Source organism: Serratia sp. 14-2641, assembly GCF_001692375.1.
Taxonomy (GTDB): Bacteria; Pseudomonadota; Gammaproteobacteria; order Enterobacterales; family Enterobacteriaceae; genus Chania; species Chania fonticola_C.
Map to the genome: position 1 here is coordinate 15876 of NZ_LXKR01000035.1, position 18422 is coordinate 34297.

General features: G+C 56.1%; 11 protein-coding genes. 3 read left to right on the forward strand and 8 right to left on the reverse strand.

The window, feature by feature from the left end; translation table 11 throughout:
* Window positions 1-266: 266 nt before the first annotated feature.
* Both rho and trxA read right to left on the reverse strand, forming a co-directional pair.
* Window positions 267-1526 carry a transcription termination factor Rho gene (gene rho / locus A6U95_RS13885; protein WP_021181558.1) on the reverse strand — a complete coding sequence of 420 codons (1260 nt, stop codon included), beginning with the start codon at window positions 1524-1526 and terminating at the stop codon, window positions 267-269.
* A gap of 447 nt (window positions 1527-1973) precedes the next feature.
* Complete coding sequence (trxA, locus tag A6U95_RS13890) at window positions 1974-2300, reverse strand: thioredoxin TrxA (RefSeq protein ID WP_021181559.1); 327 nt, start codon at window positions 2298-2300, stop codon at window positions 1974-1976.
* A gap of 131 nt (window positions 2301-2431) precedes the next feature.
* Here trxA and rhlB point away from each other — a divergent pair, with 131 nt between their 5' ends.
* Together rhlB and ppx are read left to right on the forward strand one after the other, a co-directional pair.
* Window positions 2432-3721 (forward strand): ATP-dependent RNA helicase RhlB, encoded by a 1290-nt coding sequence (rhlB, locus tag A6U95_RS13895; protein WP_024484189.1) that lies wholly within the window; start codon window positions 2432-2434, stop codon window positions 3719-3721.
* A 9-nt stretch (window positions 3722-3730) separates the two neighbouring features.
* Window positions 3731-5224, forward strand: a complete 1494-nt coding sequence (gene ppx / locus A6U95_RS13900) for an exopolyphosphatase (RefSeq protein WP_065684894.1) — start codon at window positions 3731-3733, stop codon at window positions 5222-5224.
* 78 nt (window positions 5225-5302) lie between these two features.
* On the opposite strand, the gene rep is transcribed toward ppx, so the two are convergent.
* The gene (gene rep / locus A6U95_RS13905) at window positions 5303-7327 is read right to left on the reverse strand and encodes a DNA helicase Rep (protein WP_065684895.1); all 2025 of its coding nucleotides are present in this window, start codon (window positions 7325-7327) and stop codon (window positions 5303-5305) included.
* 240 nt (window positions 7328-7567) lie between these two features.
* Between rep and ppiC the strand changes: the two genes are divergently transcribed.
* On the forward strand, window positions 7568-7849 hold the full coding sequence (gene ppiC, locus A6U95_RS13910) for a peptidylprolyl isomerase PpiC (protein WP_021181563.1): 282 nt from the start codon (window positions 7568-7570) through the stop codon (window positions 7847-7849).
* Between the two features lie 243 nt (window positions 7850-8092).
* Here ppiC and A6U95_RS13915 read toward each other — a convergent pair whose 3' ends face one another.
* From A6U95_RS13915 to bcsZ, 5 genes are all read right to left on the reverse strand, one after another.
* Window positions 8093-9589, reverse strand: coding sequence for a pitrilysin family protein (locus A6U95_RS13915; protein WP_065684896.1), 1497 nt, complete (start codon window positions 9587-9589; stop codon window positions 8093-8095).
* Between the two features lie 319 nt (window positions 9590-9908).
* On the reverse strand, window positions 9909-11201 hold the full coding sequence (locus tag A6U95_RS13920) for a dicarboxylate/amino acid:cation symporter (RefSeq protein WP_065684897.1): 1293 nt from the start codon (window positions 11199-11201) through the stop codon (window positions 9909-9911).
* A 316-nt stretch (window positions 11202-11517) separates the two neighbouring features.
* On the reverse strand, window positions 11518-13530 hold the full coding sequence (gene hmsP, locus A6U95_RS13925) for a biofilm formation regulator HmsP (RefSeq protein WP_065684898.1): 2013 nt from the start codon (window positions 13528-13530) through the stop codon (window positions 11518-11520).
* Between the two features lie 319 nt (window positions 13531-13849).
* Window positions 13850-17323: a cellulose synthase complex outer membrane protein BcsC gene (gene bcsC, locus A6U95_RS13930; protein WP_065684899.1), complete on the reverse strand. Its 3474-nt coding sequence runs from the start codon at window positions 17321-17323 to the stop codon at window positions 13850-13852.
* Window positions 17305-18417, reverse strand: coding sequence for a cellulose synthase complex periplasmic endoglucanase BcsZ (bcsZ, locus tag A6U95_RS13935; RefSeq protein WP_065684909.1), 1113 nt, complete (start codon window positions 18415-18417; stop codon window positions 17305-17307). Before bcsZ ends, bcsC begins: the two co-directional genes overlap by 19 nt.
* Between the last annotated feature and the right edge of the window lie 5 nt (window positions 18418-18422).

Below are 18422 nucleotides of genomic sequence, written 5' to 3' on the forward strand. Positions count from 1 at the left end.
CTCTGAAGAAGATGAGGCAGCTTAACATGGGTAAAAAACCGCGCCACATGACCAAGCGACCTTTCAGTCATTTCCTATGACATAGACACTTATCAATGCCCAAAACGTGTCTTGCTTCAACGCATTAACGCAAAAACGGGCGCAAATAAGATAAGTTCTCAATAAGTCACAAGAATAACTTACTTTCCTTTACTGTTACTTATCGTATCCGCCAAAAGCAAAAAACGCCACGACTAGGCGTGGCGTTCCTCGAATATTTTACTTATTTATGAGCGTTTCATCATGTCGAAGAATTCATCGTTGGTTTTGGTCATCGCCAACTTGTTAATGAGGAACTCCATCGCGTCGATCTCGCCCATTGGGTGAATGATCTTGCGCAGGATCCACATCTTCTGCAGTTCTTCAGAGGTGGTGAGCAACTCTTCTTTACGCGTACCGGAACGGTTGTAATCGATAGCAGGGAACACGCGCTTCTCGGCGATTTTACGCGCCAGATGCAGTTCCATGTTACCCGTACCTTTAAACTCTTCGTAGATCACTTCGTCCATCTTCGAACCGGTATCGACCAGTGCGGTAGCGATGATGGTCAGGCTGCCGCCTTCCTCAACGTTACGAGCCGCACCGAAGAAACGCTTCGGACGATGCAGGGCGTTGGCATCCACACCACCGGTCAGCACTTTGCCTGAGGCAGGTACTACGGTGTTGTAGGCACGCGCCAGACGGGTGATGGAGTCCAGCAGGATGATCACGTCTTTTTTGTGTTCGACCAGGCGCTTGGCCTTCTCGATCACCATTTCGGCAACCTGTACGTGGCGGGATGCGGGTTCGTCAAAGGTAGAAGCGATGACTTCGCCTTTTACCAGACGTTGCATCTCGGTCACTTCTTCCGGACGTTCGTCGATCAGCAACACCATCAGCACGCAGTCTGGATGGTTGTATGCGATGCTCTGCGCAATGTTTTGCAGCAGCATGGTTTTACCGGCTTTTGGCGGTGCCACAATCAGGCCACGCTGGCCACGACCGATTGGCGCTGCCAGATCCAGTACGCGAGCCGTCAGATCTTCGGTAGAGCCGTTGCCGCGCTCCATACGCAAACGTGAGTTGGCGTGCAGCGGCGTCAGGTTTTCGAACAGGATCTTGTTACGGGCGTTTTCCGGTTTGTCGTAGTTGACTTCGTTAACTTTCAACAGGGCAAAATAGCGCTCGCCTTCTTTTGGCGGACGAATCTTACCGGAAATGGTGTCACCTGTGCGGAGGTTGAAGCGGCGGATTTGGCTGGGAGAAACGTAGATATCGTCGGGGCCTGCGAGGTAGGAACTGTCTCCGGAACGGAGGAAACCAAATCCATCCTGCAATATCTCCAGCACGCCATCACCGAAGATATCTTCTCCGCTTTTCGCATGTTGCTTGAGTATAGAGAAGATAATGTCCTGTTTGCGCAGGCGGGCCAGGTTTTCCAGCCCCATATTTTCGCCGAGAGTAATCAGCTCAGAAACCGGCGTATTCTTTAATTCGGTAAGATTCATAGTGGGGGTTCTTAAACTCGGGGTGTGTCTCGAACTAGTATCGTGAATGGTATGGCAGCGTGTTATACCCATAACCTTTCAAGCTACAACGTGAAATTCATAGGGTATGCGTGCCTGTTACTGGACGTTCGATCGCCGGGCTGCTGGGCCGCCGCAGTAAGAAATGGCTTAGCTGGGGCGCACACGCTGACGGTTTAAGATCGAAGGTGCCTTAAAACTGATTTTTTTGTAAAACCGCTTGATCGTCAAAACACGGGCTCGGTTCACAGTAAAATGCTAGTGCCGATGGTTCAACGTAGAGTAATGCTTAGATTCAGACTCTTTAGATTTAATACTTATGGCAAGTTCAGAATGCAGTATGGTTAAACTTAACACGCTTCTTGGCAGGCGTCTAGCGGTGAATGAAAATCCCCCTCCAGACGCCCGTCACGGGGCTTCCCGCCCTAATTACAGATTCGCGTCCAGGAACTCTTTGAGCTGGCCCTTGGACAGCGCGCCGACCTTGGTCGCTGCCACTTCACCGTTCTTGAACAACAACAGCGTTGGGATACCGCGGATGCCGTATTTAGGCGCGGTAAGCGGGTTTTGATCGATGTTCAGTTTGGTAATGGTCAACTTGCCGGCGAACTCTTCGGCAATCTCGTCGAGGATCGGAGCAATCATCTTGCACGGACCACACCATTCAGCCCAGAAATCGACCAGGATTGGCCCTTCGGCTTTCAGCACATCGGAATCGAAGCTGTCGTCAGTCAGGTGAATAATTTTATCGCTCATGTTCTACTCCACAGGATTAGGTCTACCTTGTTGGTGTAGCATCAAACCAACTCAGGTGATTTTATTTCACCGCTTTTATTTCAACGGATATGCTTTCGTAAAGCAATAGTTAGCTGATATTCTACCACACTATGAGCAAAACACACTTGACCGAACAGAAGTTTTCCGACTTCGCCCTGCACCCGTTAGTCCTTGAAGCCCTTGAGAAAAAAGGGTTTCACAACTGCACGCCCATCCAGGCGTTAGCATTGCCGCTCACCCTCAGTGGGCGCGACGTTGCAGGTCAGGCGCAAACCGGTACCGGAAAGACGCTGGCATTTTTAGCGTCTACTTTTCACTATTTGCTGTCCCACCCGGCGAAAGAAGGTCGCCAGACCAACCAGCCGCGCGCCTTGATCATGGCGCCTACGCGTGAACTGGCGGTGCAGATCCATTCCGATGCAGAAGCTCTGTCGCAGTCTACCGGGTTGAAGCTTGGCCTGGCCTACGGCGGCGATGGCTATGACAAACAGCTGAAAGTGCTGGAAAGCGGCGTAGATATTCTGGTGGGGACCACCGGCCGTTTAATCGACTACGCCAAACAAAACTATATCGATCTGGGTGCGATCCAGGTTGTGGTGCTCGATGAAGCCGACCGCATGTACGATCTGGGCTTTATCAAAGATATCCGCTGGCTGTTCCGCCGCATGCCTGCGGTCGATCAACGCCTGAACATGCTGTTCTCTGCCACCCTGTCCTATCGCGTACGCGAACTGGCCTTTGAGCAGATGAACAATGCCGAATATGTGGAAGTTGAACCGGAACAGAAAACTGGCCACCGCATTCAGGAAGAGCTGTTCTACCCTTCCAACGAAGAAAAAATGCGCCTGCTGCAGACGCTGATCGAGGAAGAGTGGCCGGATCGCTGCATCATCTTCGCCAACACCAAGCACCGCTGTGAGGACATCTGGGGCCATCTGGCTGCGGACGGTCACCGCGTAGGCTTGCTGACCGGCGACGTGGCGCAGAAAAAACGCCTGCGTATTCTGGACGACTTCACCAAGGGTAACCTGGATATCCTGGTCGCCACCGATGTCGCCGCACGCGGCCTGCATATCCCGTTGGTGACTCACGTCTTCAACTACGATCTGCCGGACGACTGCGAAGACTACGTGCACCGCATTGGCCGTACTGGCCGCGCGGGCGAAAGCGGTCACTCCATCAGCCTGGCCTGTGAAGAGTACGCGCTTAACCTGCCAGCCATCGAGACTTATACCGGCCACAGCATTCCTGTGAGCAAGTACAACAGCGATGCGCTGCTGAGCGATCTGCCAGCACCGAAGCGCCTGGTGCGCCCACGTGGCAACAACGGCCCACGCCGTAACTCTTCCGCGCCACGTCGTGGCGGTGCGCCACGTAACAACCGTAAACGTTCAGGCTAATAGACAACTATGCCAGGTTCCAGCACCCTCTATGCCGCCATCGATCTGGGTTCCAACAGTTTCCATATGTTGGTGGTACGTGAGGTGGCTGGCAGTATCCAGACGCTGGCTCGCATCAAGCGCAAAGTGCGCCTGGCGGCCGGGCTGGATCAGCACAATCACCTGTCACAGGAAGCCATGCAGCGTGGCTGGCAATGTTTGCGGCTGTTCTCAGAACGCTTGCAGGATATCCCGCGCGATCAAATTCGGGTCGTCGCCACCGCAACGCTGCGCCTGGCCAATAACGCGGCCGAATTCCTGCAAACCGCCGAAACTATCCTTGGCTGCCCCGTTCAGGTCATCAGCGGCGAAGAAGAAGCCCGCCTGATTTACCACGGCGTTGCCCACACCACAGGCGGCCCGGATCGGCGTCTGGTGGTCGATATCGGGGGTGGCAGCACGGAGTTGGTCGTAGGTACAGGGGCGCAGGCCGCGCAGCTGTACAGCCTTTCGATGGGCTGTGTCACCTGGCTCGAACGCTTCTTCAGCGATCGCAATCTGGAGCGGGATAACTTCGAAGCCGCCGAACAGGCCGCGCGTGAAATGGTGCGGCCGATCGCCCCACAACTTCGTCAACATGGCTGGCAGATTTGCGTCGGCGCCTCCGGTACCGTGCAAGCGCTACAGGAAATCATGGTGGCGCAGGGGATGGACGAACGTATTACCCTGCCCAAGCTGCGGCAGTTGAAACAACGCGCCATTCAGTGTGGCAAGCTGGAAGAGCTGGAAATCGAAGGCCTGACGCTGGAACGTGCCTTGGTGTTCCCAAGCGGCCTGTCGATACTGCTGGCCATTTTCCAGGAGTTAGGCATCGAAAGCATGACGCTGGCCGGTGGCGCTCTGCGCGAAGGGCTGGTGTATGGCATGCTGCATCTGCCGGTCGAGCAGGATATCCGCAGCCGCACGTTACGCAACCTGCAACGCCGTTACCTGCTGGATATCGAGCAGGCCGAACGCGTCAGCCAGTTGGCCGCGAACTTCTGTTTGCAGACCACCAACGAATGGCAATTGGATACGCGATGTCGTGAGCTACTGCATGCGGCCTGCCTGATCCACGAAATCGGCCTGAGCGTCGATTTCAAACAGGCTCCTCAACACGCCGCCTATCTGGTCAGTCATCTAGATTTACCCGGCTTTACCCCGGCACAGAAAAAACTGTTAGCCACCCTGCTGCAAAACCAAAGCAATGCCCTCGATCTGGCGCTGCTGAGCCAACAAAACGCCGTACCGCCCCGCGTGGCACAGCGCATGTGTCGTCTGTTACGTCTGGCCATCATCTTTGCCAGCCGCCGCCGTGACGATACCCTTCCCGCAGTACGCCTGCGTGCAAACGATGAAGAGTTGCATGTGATTTTGCCGCACGGCTGGTTAGAGCGACATCCGCTGCGCGCAGAGGCGTTGGATCAGGAAAGCCACTGGCAGAGCTATGCCCACTGGCCGCTGTTTTTGGAAGAGCAGTCTTAAAAGGGCACATGCAGCGCCCCTATATAGGAAGCCAGTGCAGGCTTTTGTTAGCGGTCTGAGACGCCTTCGCAACTAGTCTCAGCTACCGCCTTTGGCCTTGGCCAACATCGCCTTCACGCTGGCCAAATGGCTCTGACCTTTCTCCATCCGCTCCTGCGGGCTGACCACCTTACGTTCCGACTCCCAGGCCAGATCGTCCTGCGGCAGTTCCAACAGGAAACGGCTGGGTTCCGGCCGCACAAGCTCACCGTATTGGCGACGTTCGCGACACAGGGTGAAAATCAGCTCTTTCTGGGCTCGAGTGATCCCCACATAGGCCAAACGCCGTTCTTCATCGACATTATCCTCGTCAATGCTGCTCTGATGCGGCAATAACCCCTCTTCCATCCCCACCAGGAACACATAGGGGAACTCCAGCCCCTTGGAAGCATGCAGAGTCATCAGTTGTACCTGATCCAACTCTTCATCACTTTCGCCGCGCTCCATCATGTCACGCAACGTAAAGCGCGTGACCACCTGGGTCAGCGTCATCGGTTCGTCCAGATCGTTGCCTTCCAGCATCTCGGTCATCCAGCCAAACAGCGTGTTGACGTTTTTCATGCGCATTTCGGCCGCTTTCGGGCTGGGCGAGGTTTCAAACAGCCAGCTTTCATAGTCGATGCCGCGGATCAGATCGCGCACCGCTGCCACCGGTTCACGCTCCACCATCTGGATGATACCTTCCATCCAGTGGGTGAAACGCTGTAAAGACTCCAGCCCCCGTCCGGTCAGATACTGGCCCAGGCCAAGATCGAAGCTGGCGCTGAACAGGCTCTTGTTACGCTGATTGGCCCACTCCCCCAATTTTTGCAGCGTCGCCGGGCCGATTTCCCGCTTCGGCGTATTGACGATACGCAGGAAGGCGCTGTCGTCATCCTGGTTGGTCAAAACCCGCAGATAGGCCAGCAAATCCTTGATTTCCGGGCGCGAGAAGAACGACGTGCCGCCAGAAATCTTGTACGGAATGCGGTTCTGCATCAGCATTTTTTCAAACAGCCGCGACTGGTGGTTTCCGCGATAGAGGATCGCATAGTCGCCGTAGTTGGTTTTCTTCACAAAGTGATGGGCGATCAGTTCCCCCACCACCCGCTCGGCCTCGTGATCTTCATTGTTGGCCGTGACCACCTTCAACTCTTCGCCGTAGCCCAGTTCGGAGAACAGGCGTTTTTCAAAGACGTGCGGGTTGTTGGCAATCAGGATATTGGCGGCCTTCAAAATACGTTCGCTGGAACGGTAGTTCTGCTCCAGCTTGATCACCTGTAACGCCGGGAAATCTTCCTTTAGCAGTACCAGGTTCTGCGGACGCGCACCGCGCCAGGAGTAGATCGACTGATCGTCATCCCCCACTACGGTAAAGCGTGCGCGGTTACCCACCAGCAGTTTCACCAGTTCGTACTGGCTGGTGTTGGTGTCCTGATATTCATCCACCAACAGGTAGCGGATACGGTTCTGCCAGCGCTCACGCACCTCCTCATTACGCTGTAGCAACAAGGTGGGCAGCAGGATCAGATCGTCAAAATCCAGGACGTTACAGGCCCTCATGTGGTCGTGATACAGCCCGTAGCAGTGGGCGAACAGTTTGTCCCGCTCAGAGCGCGCCAGCCCCATTGCCCGTTGTGGATCCACCAGATCGTTCTTCCAGTTGGAAATGGTCGAGATCAGCTGTGCCACCAGAGTCTTGTCGTTTTCCAGCCACTTCTCGGTCAGTTCCTTCAACAACGCCAGCTGGTCTTGATCGTCAAACAGCGAGAAGTTGGACTTCATCCCCAACGCGGCGTATTCGCGTTTGATCACTTCCAGCCCCAGCGTATGGAAGGTGGAGATCATCAGGCCACGTGACTCTTTGCGCCCCATGGTTTGCGCCACACGCTCTTTCATCTCACGCGCCGCTTTGTTGGTGAAGGTTACGGCGGCAATATGCCGGGCCTGATAGCCACATTGGTGGATCAGGTGGGCGATTTTATTGGTGATCACACGCGTTTTGCCGGAACCGGCACCGGCCAGCACCAGGCAAGGCCCGGTAACGAATTCGACGGCTTGTTGTTGGCTGGGGTTTAATCGCATGGCGCTTTATTGCTCAATATTGGTGTGCAGGGGAGAAGGATTGTAGCAGAAAGCGCCACTCAGATTTATACCCGTCGCCTTTCAAGTTGTAGCGTTGTTACCCGCGAGCACAAACCCCAGTCACTTATCGAAAATAAGCTCCTGGGGATTTACGCTCTTGTCGCCTAGCTACAACTCGAAATTCATAGGGTAAAACAGGTATAATGGCGAAAAATTCTGCATGACGGTATTGGAAAAATTATGGCAAAGACCGCTAGTGCCCTGCACATTCTGGTGGATAACGAAACACTGGCCAACGAGCTGCTGGCCAAACTCAAGCGCGGCGTCAGCTTTGATACGCTGGCGCGCAAATACTCGAGCTGCCCGTCCAAACGCAACGGCGGCTCCCTGGGTGAGTTCAACAAGGGGACGATGGTCGCTGCCTTCGATAAGGCGGTGTTCAGCATCCCGTTGCTCAAGCCCTATGGCCCGGTGAAAACCCAGTTCGGCTATCACATCATCAAGGTACTGTATCGCAACTAGGCCCCTCACCCTAACCCTCTCCCACAGGGAGAGGGGACCGATCGAGCTAACTATCAGCTAAAGAAAATTACCTGACCACAGCACCAAATCAGATCCCTTTTATGTGGGGCACAGAACGATCACGGCACCTCACCACCAAGTCTGGCCCCTTTTACGTAGGGAACAGATCTACCACAGTACATGACCACAGCACCGGACCAGCTCCCTCTCCCTGTGGGAGAGGGTTGGGGTGAGGGGCAATGATTACTGTGCGCTGGCTTCCGGTGCTGCGGTAGCCGCGTCCGCCGGTTTTGGCTCTTCGCTCACCACGGCCGGTGCTGGTGCCATGATGCCGTTATAGGTTTCCTGTAGCTGCTTCATATTCATCTCCGGCTCCCCCTTCGGCTGTAACAGCACCAAGGTGGCATCCTGCGACAGTTGCAGCTTCAGTTCCTGATTCAGCGATTCCAGCGTCAGCGACGACAAGAAGGCCTGACGCAGCTTCTGGTATTGCTCCGGAGCGATATCCACCACGCCACTTTGCTGTGAACGCAGACGCTGGCTCATCAGCACGTCGGTGTCGGTGCGGGCATAGGTGGCAAACAGTTTGCTCAACTGATCGGTTTTCTGTGCCAGCAAGGCATTGAACTCATCCTGAGACAGGCCGTTGTTACGCACATTAGCCAATTCGCGGGCAATAAACGCCAGGCCACTGTTCAGATTATCATTCGGTGAATTCAGATGGATTGCACACTGGGCGCGTTGATACTGCACCCGGCAGTCAAAGCCCAGCTTGATGTTTTTCTGCTCGCTCTTTTGCAGTACCTGCTGAATATGCCAGAACAGGGCTTCACGGGCCATATCACTGCGCCAGTAACGGCTCAGGCTTTGCGAATCGCGAATCGGATGCCATGGCGTATCCCACATGATCGACAGCGTATCCTGCTTAACCTGATCGCTGATCAGGCTGACAGGCTGCGGTGGCAGTGGGGTCAGAGTTGGCATGGTTGCCGGCGCTTCGCGCTTGCCTTGGAGAGGCGAGAACGCCTTGTTGATCTGCTCACTCAGGCTACGGCTATCAACTTTACCTACGACATACAACGTCATAACGTCCGGGGTATACCACTGCTGGTAAAATTTCTGCAGTTGCTCGATATTGACCGGCCGCTTGACCGGTTGGCCCGGATCGTGTGCGAGCAACGTTGAGCCTTTCAGGCGATAACGCCACCAGCTGTCTTTAGGATCCGGCGGGAAGATACCGATAGGATCCATATTGGCATTCATCACCGCTTCTACCGTTGGCTCATCAATAGCCAGCTTACCCGTGGTATCCGCCAGCCAGGCCAGCGCCTCTTTCAACAGATCGGGACGGTTATTGGGCAGGCTCAGATTGTAGATGGTGAAATCATAAGAGCTGATGGCTGGCGGCAATGGCCGTTCACTGTCCACGCTCTGTTGCCACAGCGACTGTAGCTGCGGCTGGGTAAAACTCTCGCTGCGCGTAATCGCAATACGCGGCAGCAGATGGGCAAAACCGATCTGCTGGGCAGACTCCACCAGCGATCCGGTATTGACCATCAGCCTTAATTCAACGCGATCGCTCGGGCGCTGTGGTGTATCAAGGATCTGCCAAGAAAAACCGTTACTCAGCTGCCCCTGCTGCCAGGCAGGATCAGGTTGTAGCGCTTCAGCGTGCACGCTGCCGTTGGCCGCAACCAACAGCAGCCCACCCACTAAAAGACGAATTCTGGTGCCCTGCATGTGAACCCCTACTTAATGACTAGCCAATTTTTTATGCAAATACGGATATTCCGTTCATTGGAATATAAGGCATCGTCTCGCCGCGATGTTGACGAGTACGGCCTGAACTGTGCGTGGCACAGCAACGATCACACCCTGAGTTTCACCGTAGGGCGGAAAGCGCAAAGTGTACCATTCTGTTAGACCGCGCGCCTTGGCGGATGTCACTCATCACAGTGAAAAATAATAGCTGTAGGGTGTTATGGAGAAAAAATGAACAAGAAGCAAGGGGAAATGACATCGGCTGCCATGGCAGCCGATGTTGAAGATAGGAATAAACTTAGGCAGAAGGCAGCTTTTTGTTGGTCGCAACCTTATCTGTTCTGTTATTCAGCACGTCTTGCAGCTGCTTCTCATCCAGTTGGTTACACCATTTGGCCACCACTACCGTCGCCACACCGTTACCGACCAGGTTGGTCAAGGCGCGGGCTTCAGACATAAAGCGGTCGATACCGAGGATCAGCGCCAGACCGGCCAGCGGTAAATGCCCTACTGCCGAAATGGTCGCTGCCAGTACGATAAAGCCACTGCCTGTAACCCCTGCAGCCCCTTTCGAGGAGAGCAGCAACACCACCAACAAGGTCACCTGATGCATGATGTCCATATGGGTGTTGGTAGCCTGGGCGATAAACACCGCCGCCATCGTCAGATAGATCGAAGTGCCGTCTAGGTTGAACGAGTAGCCTGTCGGGATCACCAGGCCTACCACCGATTTCTTGCACCCCAGATTTTCCATTTTATCGAGCATGCGTGGCAGCACCGATTCGGAAGACGAGGTACCCAGTACGATCAGCAGTTCTTCTTTGATATAGCGAATAAATTTGAAGATATTGAAGCCGTTGTAACGGGCAATCGAGCCCAGCACCACCACCACAAACAGCACACAGGTGACATAGAAGCAGACAATCAGCTGGCCCAGTTGCAACAGGGTGCCCACACCGTATTTACCGATAGTGAACGCCATGGCACCAAAGGCCCCCAGCGGCGCCAGGCGCATGATCATATTGATGATGCCGAAAATGACGCGGGAGAAGCTGTCGATAACGTTAAAGATCACCTGGCCTTTCTCACCCAGGCGATGCAGAGCAAAACCGAACAGCACCGCAAACAGCAGCACCTGCAAGATGTTGCCGCTGGCAAAGGCACCTACCACGCTACCCGGGATAATATCCAACAGGAAAGGCACAATGCCCTGCTGCGAAGCCTGCTCGGCATAGACTGCTACCGCTTTGGCATCCAACGTTCCTGCATCAACGTTCATCCCGGCACCGGGTTGCACCACGTTAACGATTACCAGGCCGATCAGCAACGCAATGGTGCTGACGATTTCAAAGTACAGCAGGGCAATCGCCCCGGTACGGCCCACGGCCTTCATGCTCTCCATGCCCGCAATGCCGGTCACCACGGTACAGAAGATCACCGGAGCGATAATCATTTTGATTAATTTAACAAATCCATCGCCCAGGGGTTTCATCTGGGCACCGAGTTCAGGGTAGAAATGGCCAAGCAGGATCCCCAGCGTAATCGCTGTTAACACCTGAAAATAGAGGCTCTTAAATATAGTTGTTTTCATTAGCACATCCTTTGGGGGGAGACAACGCGGCAGGCGGGCAATCACTCGTCCGTCCTGTTTATCGCTTGCGCGGAAAATAACACCCCCATAACAACATGGAAATAACTTGTTGGAGGGATCCAGGCCTATTGGTGTGAATTTAAGAGCTGAAACGCGTCAGTCAGTGTACAAGTTCCAGCGTTACGGACGCTTTTCTTTGCATTAACTCAGAATAGGTAGCAGTAGAAACTAGTTTTTGACTGGGGAAATAAAGCGGCCGCTCCCGCCTGAAAAGTACCAGGAGGGAGGATAAAAACTCAGCGTCAGGTCAACCAGGTCACGCTTTGGCAACGGAGGCAAACTGCGCTTCAAACTCCTTGCGGGGCAAGGGCTTGGCAAACAGGAAGCCCTGGCCAGTGCGAATGCCGTGCTGTAACAGCCAGTCTCGCTGCGCCGCGGTTTCCACCCCTTCCGCCATTACCGGCAGATGGAGCACCTCGGAAATCGAGCTGATGATCCGCACCATCGCATCGTCCTCCGGCAGGCCGTCAATAAAGCTTTTGTCGATTTTAATCAGATCAATTGGCAGGGATTTCAGACGATTGAGGTAATTCAAGCTGGCATAGCCCATGCCAAAGTCATCCAAGGCGATCGACACGCCTAAATCATGTAATTCCCGTAGCAGTTCCAGCGCCCCATCAAGGTCGTGGATACGCACCGTCTCGGTGATTTCCAGCAGCAGCTTATGAGGGTCGATCTGGTGCTCGTCCAGCAGCCGTTTCAACTGAGGCACAAAGTCTTTATGCTGCAGTTGGATCGGCGAAATATTTACCGCCAACGGCAACGTGATGCCCTGGGATTGCCACGCGGCCAGAATACGGCATGACTCTTCCAGCACCCAGTTACCCAAGGGCACGATCACGTCCAACTCCTCCGCCAGCGGGATCACATCCGCCGGGAGAATAATCTGCCCGTCGGGCAGTTGCCAACGTAACAGGGCTTCCGCACCAGTCACCTGATTGGTTTGCATATCCCACTGCGGTTGCAGGAACAGCGCAAACTGACGTTGCTCAATGGCCAGCAGGATCTCGCTTTCCTGCGTCAGACGCTTTTGGGTTTTTTCGGTCAGGCAAGGCTCGAAGAACAGGATCTGATTTTTACCCTCACGATGTGCCGACATCATGGCCGAGGTGGCACTGCGCAGCAGTTGCTCCGCGCTTTCCCCAGAATTGGGATAATGGGCAATGCCGATACTGGCGCTTGGCCGCAGCGGCATTTTCTGTTGCAGGTTCAGTGGCGCATTGATGGCTGCCATCACTCTTCTGGCCAACTGCATGGCGTGAATGGGCTGCTCAATATTTTTCGCCAGGATGGCAAACTCGGCATTGCTCAGCTGTGCCAGCACGCAGTCCACACCGATAACCTGACGCAGCTTTTTCGCCAGCGTCAGCAACAGCGCTTCACGCATGGATGGGTTCAGCGCGCCGGAGGCTTCATGCAGGGTTTCGATCCCCACTACCAACAGATTAAAGCGCGGTGGCCGCATACTGGCAGCAATATGCTGTTCAAGCAGCGCGGCAAACAGCACCGGATTGGGTAATTCGGTCATCGAGTTATGGGTACTCAGGCGGCTCATGGCGGTATGCGCCTTGGCCAGCGTTTGCTGGTTGCGGTTGTAATTGCGCACCAGCAAGCCTAATTCATCGTCCTGATGTTGAGCAGGCAACATCAGTTGGTGGTAAGGGAGATCTTCCTGAGGGACATTTTCCAGTTCACGCGCCATGGCTCGCAATGGATAAACCAGCAGCCGGTTCATGCACCAGCTAACGGCGATCGACAGGATCAGCGCCAACAGCAGATAGGTCGACAGCATGGTCGATAGCGTGCTGAGGATAAACTGATACATGCGGTACGAATCGGCCTGTAACACCAGATAGGCCAGCGGCTGAGGATTGGCAGGCACCCGCTCAAGCGAATAGAGCGGCACCGAAATCTGTACCGGCAGCTCAAAGATTCGCGCCACTAGCGCAGGGACCGGGCGTTCCGGCGGGAAATTGGCATGCAGTGCCTGAAACTCGTTAGGCAGGACAATATCCGCTCGGGTGAGGATCCCCACCGGCTGCAGAGAGTTGAGCACGCGTTTGGTTTCCGGCACATCCATGCGCAGCACGGCTTCTGCCAGAGGCTGACGCACGGCCTGGGCCACATTCTCCAACTGCTGGGCATAGTCATCTCTGCGCTGCTGCACAAAGTGGAATAGCTGGATCACGATGAAGATACAGATCGTCACCAGTGCCACACCAGACACTGCCGCCATCTGCTTAATCGTTAATGAACGCCTGACCCGCAAAAACCTGCACTCCTAGATTAATCAATGACGCCCCTCACCCTAACCCTCTCCCACAGGGAGAAGGGATTGAATGCTCTAAAACCTAACTCTTGTGCCTGACCGCAGCTCCGTATCAGTTCCTGCAAGGAGGGGCAGGGGTAAGGGGAAATATTGCTTGCTGGATAAGCGGCTTGAGTATACTCGATTGCCTCACGTGTTTACCTTACCAACCGCTTGGTGGCAGCAGGAAAAGCGCGGGTTTCGGTATTATCCTAGCCGGAATAGCCACAGGGTAGCAAAACTACCCTGTGGGCGACACCACGAATCGACCAATTTCACGTTACTTGAAGTCGGCGTACGGCGTCAGTGGCTGCGGTGGCAGATCGAGATCGCCCTGCCAACCGGCGAGCGAGTAACGCAGATAAATCAACGCATGGCTCGGGGTATAGTCTTTAGCCTGTTGAATATCGATGCCGGCCCCCAGTGTCCAATGGGAACTGAGGCGGCGTTCGATCAGGGCTCGCAGCGTATAGCCCACGCCGGAGGAGGAGCCACCGCTTTCCACCGCGTCCCTGTCTGGCAGGGAATCTGGGATCAGCCCTTGCAGGGGATAGCGTTTTTCATCGTTGGTTTTCGAGTGCGAGATCGACACCGAGCCCCCCACTTCCCACGACCAGTTTTCCGTGCGCTGGCGATAGTTCACCGGCACCGCCAGCGAAACATATTGCTGCGGGCTGTAATAACCCCCCTGCCCAAGGGAGTAACCGCTCAAGTCTTTCTGATAGTGCCAGAGCATGGTGCTCAACCCAACGGTGGCGCGGCGGTTATCTTCGTTTATCACCTTATAGTAATAACCGGCCATCAAGCGCTGGCGCTGGTTATCCTCGACATTCTGGCCGGTAAGCTGATGAGCACTGAGATCGGCCCACACGCCGTTGGCTTCACCGCGATCGTAGCTGGCGCTCAGATTGATACCGGTGGCACGCACGCCGCCCCAGGTAGTGCCGGTGTTCGGATCTCGCGTCCCGCCGAAGGCCAACAGCGAACTGGTAATCGGCCGCCGCGAGGCGCCCAGCGTCCAACCGATATGGTTCCAGTCACCGCTATAGGCCACGCCACCGACCCAGTCCACCACTTCAAATCCCATCGGGGTAGTGCCGATGTCGGTTTGCCAATGGTCGTTAGCCCAACCGGCCGCCACGCTGGTGCCGGTGGTTTTTTGCCGTTCGTCACCGCGGCAACCCTGCGTGTTACAGGTGCCAAAGGTTTCGAAGTACTTGCCGTTATTATCGGTCGAGAAACTGCCCGCGTTCAGTTGGACGGTGTCGGTACGCAGGAACGCCCGGCCGTCATACAGCGGCATATCCACCTGCAACATGGTGTCATGCGCCTGATAATCCGAGATGCCACCGGTGCCGCTCGAACGCCAGTAGTCGTGATCGAGCGTGACCCTGACGTCCTGTTGGCGATAAAGATCGGCGGCATCGGAGCGGATGCCGCGTTTTAGCCAGTCATCCGTCGCGTTATTGCGGGTCAGACGGGTATAACCGTCATTATCCTCGGGCACCGTTGGCGCAATGCCGCTGGCCACCATCGCCTGACGATAATCCTGCTGCGCCGTTTGCGGTTGCAACTGCTTTTGCTCCAGCCTGGCGGCATCACGGTACACCAAGGCTTTGGCCTGCCCCGGCGGCTCCTGTTGGGCAGCCACTTTTAACTGCTTGAAGATATCGGTCGCTTTTTGCGGTTCGCCCACTGCCGTCCAGGCATTGGCAACACGGCGCTGGCCATTGATCGACTCGTCCGCTTGCGCTGGTGCCGTTTGCAGCCGTTGGCGGGCCTCGCTCAGCTGACCTTGCGCCACATAGGCTTCAATCTCCCCCAAACGCGCATCCGGATTATTCGGTTCACGCGCACGCACCCGCTGATAATCCGCCAGCGCCTCGTCATACTCTCCCCGCTCCAGCGCCCAATCTGCCAAGGTCAGGTCGATGCGCGTTGCCGGGGGCTGCTGGCGCAGATAGGCGATTGCTGCGGGTTCATCACCGGCAGTTCGGAGACGTTCGGCATGATCGAGCGTGGCCTGCATCTGCAAGCGCTGGGCCATCTCACGCATCCCGTCGTTCCACTGCGCTTTGGGCAATGTATTCAACTGGGCCAACGCCTGGTTGTCACGATCGCTACCAGCCAGGTACAGCGCATAGGCGTAAACCTGCTGCGGATCGCCTGACTTCTTCGCGGCCAGTTGACGCATCAGCACGTCGGCCTGCTGCGGTTGCCCGGCCTGACGCAGCGTTTGCGCATAGTGGTAGGTCAGCCAGACGTCATCAGGATCCTTCTGGTGCGCCTGCCGGTACTTTTCCGCCGCCTCTGGCCACTGTTGGCGCTGGGCCAGTTCGTCGCCCTGCTGTTTGAGCATATCCAGTTGCAACCCGTTGAGAGTGCTGTGCAGCTTGGTCTGCTGCCCACGAGGCAGGCTATTGAGATAGGCCAGCGCCTTTTGTGGCGACTGCCGCTGGTAGATATTCACCAAACCCCGCACCGCGCTACCGCTGCCCGGATCCAGGCGCAGAGCCTGCTGATAGTAGCGCTCGGCAGCAGCATCATCTTTACGGGCTACGGCAACATCGCCCAGGCCGATCAACGCATCGCTGTCGCCGTTATCAATCTGCCGCGCCTGCTGGTATTTTTGCTGAGCCAACGGCAGGTTATTAGCCTTTAACGCCTTGTCGCCCGCCTCGATCGCTAGCCAGTAGCGGGTGGTTTTGATCAGGCTCTGCCATTTGCTGCTGTCGTAGTTATCCTTGTCCGCCTTCTGCGCCTGCTGGAACAGGCTCAAGGCCTGCTGCCGGTTACCGGCGCGGGAATAGGCCAGGCCAAGCGCACCAAGCACTTCGGCATCATTGGGCGCACTCGATAGCGCTTTTTTCAGTTCCGGGATTGCCGCACGGCTGCCGCCTTTATTCACCTGCGCCAGCCCGGTCATGCGCGCGCGATAGGCAGGATCGGCCAGCAGGGTCCGCTGGCGGGCCAGTTCCTGCTGTGCGCCAAGCGCCTGCTCACCGCTTTCAAACACGCCGAGGAAACGGTTCAACGCCGCCACGCTCTGCGGGCTGACCGGCAACGCTTTGACCTGTTCCAACCACAAATCTGCCGCAGAACCGCGGCCTGCGGGATCGGCCGCCACCTGCTGTAACAGCTCATAGGCCTGAGCGTCACGATCCTGGCTGAACAGCATCCGCGCCAGCGCCATGCGCAGCGTGATGTTGCCGGGATATTGCCGATCCAGCGCCTGTAGTTGCTGTGTCGCGGCTAATTCCTGGCCGGGTAGCCTGGCCACCAGACGCCAATACTCCACCGCCAGATCGAGCGTCGGCAGATTACCGTGGAACAGCTCGTCGTACTGAGCTTTGGCCTCCGGCAAGCGCCCTGCGGCCGCCATCAGGCGAGCCTGTTGCAGCTTCTGGCGGGTTTCCGGCTGGGTCAGCAGCATATTCATTTCTGCCTGGCGGAACACCGGCGATTGCGGTGCCACCCCCTTCAGCTTATCCAGCTGTTGCTGCGCCAAGACCTGATTTCCCTGCCGCAGCGCCAGGCGCATACGCGCCGCTATCACGTCGGGGTTATTCGGATCCATCAGCTCAAGGCGATATAGCGATTGACGTACCAGCTCATCTTTGTTGCTGGCTTCACCGATGCGCACCTGCTCCAGCAGCCATTGCTCCGGGGCAACGCTCTCGGCACTCTGCGCCTGCGGCAACAGAGCCAGGCTTAAAGGAAACAGGCTTAGCCAGCCTAGTGTGAAGTTGCGCATAGGCTACTCCAGGCAGGTTGAAGTTCACCCTGACGATTGAAACGATAGCGTTGTTGATCCCATCCCTGGCCGAACAGCAGCAAAGAGGCGCTGAAATAGGCATCATTACCCAAGGGGTTATCCTGAATACGTTGGCGTTGCACCGCCAGGGCATCGGGTTGTGCAGCCAGCAGCGGCAACAGCGCGGCGGAGAAACCTACCGGGCCAGTACCGTTGGTTTTCCCGCTGGCGGTATCGACCTTCTCCGGCACAGCGCCAAGCTGGGCGGTGAGGCGCATCATCGGTTGAAACTGCTTCACCAGCGCCGCTTTATGGGGATCGTCGTCCGCCAACATCCCAGCCCAGAGATAGACGCGAATGGCGTCATAGCTGCCGATATTGGGTTTGACGGGATCGGGCTGCCAACCTTTGCCCGATTGCCACTCGGCCCAGTCTGGTGAAAACCCTTGCGGAGCCGTTTCCAGCAGCATCCGCTGGCTGGTTTTCTGCATCGCTCGCCACGGCCCGTTCAATTGGGCAAAGCGGGCCAGCAACTGCGGTGGTAAATAGCTGGGGTTCAAGCGCCAGCGATCCTCGGCCACAAAACCCATCTTGCCCGGCAGCAGCATCAGACCCAAACCGGGGATATTCGCCACCTCTTCACGACCAATCCGTTGCAACAACAGCGTGCCCAATGTTTGATAGCGGCGGCTTTGCCACAGCCGCCCCGCCTCCAGCAGGTTATACGCGATCCATAAATCCGCATCGGCAGCCGAGTTGCTGTCCAGCACCTTCCAGGCCTTGGCATCGTCCTGCCCCCACAGCCAGGCGGGCAGATGTGCGCTCAGGTCGCCAGAGGCGAGATTGTTCTCCGTCCACGCCAACAGCTTATCGAAGGCAGGCCGATCGTTGGCCACCAGCGCGAAGAACATCCCATAGCTCTGCCCTTCGGACGTGGTGATGCGCTTCGGGCTGCTGGGATCGATCACCCGCCCTTCATCGCTGAGATAAAACTGTTGGTACTGCTGCCAGGCTGGCCAATCACAGCTTGCTGCCGTGCTGAACGCACACATCAACATCAGGCCAGGCAGCAGGCGGCGCAGACAGATCTCCATCATGG